The sequence below is a fragment of the Bacteroides faecis MAJ27 genome (assembly GCF_900106755.1).
Taxonomy (GTDB): domain Bacteria; phylum Bacteroidota; class Bacteroidia; order Bacteroidales; family Bacteroidaceae; genus Bacteroides; species Bacteroides faecis.
In genome coordinates this window covers 1-1,349 of the sequence record NZ_FNNN01000074.1, presented here as the reverse complement: position 1 = coordinate 1,349, position 1,349 = coordinate 1, and the positions used below count along the sequence as shown (strand labels likewise).

The 1,349-nt window shown below is 30.8% G+C and carries 1 protein-coding gene; it reads left to right on the top strand.

The genetic code is table 11. From position 1 onward, the window contains the following. The first annotated feature begins 104 nt into the window (after positions 1 to 104). The gene (locus tag BLW31_RS23700) at positions 105 to 992 is read left to right on the top strand and encodes a leucine-rich repeat domain-containing protein (RefSeq protein WP_010535431.1); all 888 of its coding nucleotides are present in this window, start codon (positions 105 to 107) and stop codon (positions 990 to 992) included. Positions 993 to 1,349 lie beyond the last annotated feature (357 nt).

The following is a 1,349-nucleotide window of genomic DNA, read 5'->3' as shown; positions in this document are numbered from 1 at the left end:
CTAAAGTTAAGTTCTTCATTGTTTCACGTTTTAAATTCACGCAAAACTAGGAAGAACTTTCAGAGGGGGAAATACGGGGTTTGCTGAATGCTTACATTAGAAAAATGGAGAACTTGGTTTTTATCAATCTAAGGAATACCATAATATTTGATGCGAAGTCTAAACAATTTGGTTCGATTCCGGAGGCTGCATTTAAAAGTATGAATATAGTTTCTGTTGTACTGCCTGAATCTATTAGAATTATTGGAAGAGCGGCATTTGAATGTTGTAAAAAACTACAATCAATCAGTTTTCCTAAAACTGTAGATTCGATAGAAAGTTTTGCTTTTCATTGTACGGGCTTGGCTACTGTAACGATACCTGATACAGTGAGAACGATAGGGCATAGTGTTTTTGCAGATTCTCCAAATTTGATTTCTGCTGTAGTTGGTGATGGATTAGAAGATTTAGGAAAATTTGCGTTTAGTAAATGTGAAAGCTTAAAATTCGTACAATTAGGGCAAAATCTAAAGGTCATTGATTATGGAGATTTTGAATGTTGTTCCAATATTTCTTTTATTGTACTACCTAATAAATTGTCAGCAATTGGAGATAATGCCTTTGCAAACTGTACTGGATTGTCATTTTTAGTATTTCCAAAAAGTTTAGAATATATTGGAAATTATAGTTTTGATGGTTGTTCAGGATTGGTAAATCTTTATATTGGAGACAATATTAGTTATATTGGACATTGTGCTTTTGGGCATTGTGCTAATCTCGAAGAAGTAACTTTATCTGAAAATGTGGCTTCAATTCAACATAATGCATTTAAAGAAAGTCTAAATTTACGTACGATATATTGTAGAAGCAAGAATCCTCCTTCAGTTTTAGAAAAACATTGGCATGGAAGTAATAAACGAAGTATGAATCTATATGTGCCAAAAGGATTTAGTAATAGATATAAGATACAGGAAGGATGGCGTTTTTTTAATATATATGAGGAGGATATATGACTATAATTTATTTGAAATGTGGAGTTTAGATGTCAAAACTTGAAGTTGTAGAGAGTTGGATTAGAGATGATTTTGTTTGACTTTCATCAACTTTGTTAGTAGAAAGTGGAATAGAAGGCAGCATTTGAAGAAATTCATTTGCTGTTTTTTATAGAATAGCAATGTTGTGCAATTGTATTATTAATTTTTTCTATTAAAATTTGAAAGTAAAATAGTATCTTTGTAGAGATAAAATTTGTTGAACCATGTTACATTGTATTTGAGGATCAATGAATAAATCTGAGGGATGAAATTACAAATTCTTATCTTTGCCTTCAAATTTATAGAAAATGGAGTTAAATGTTTATCGTCTTCTTC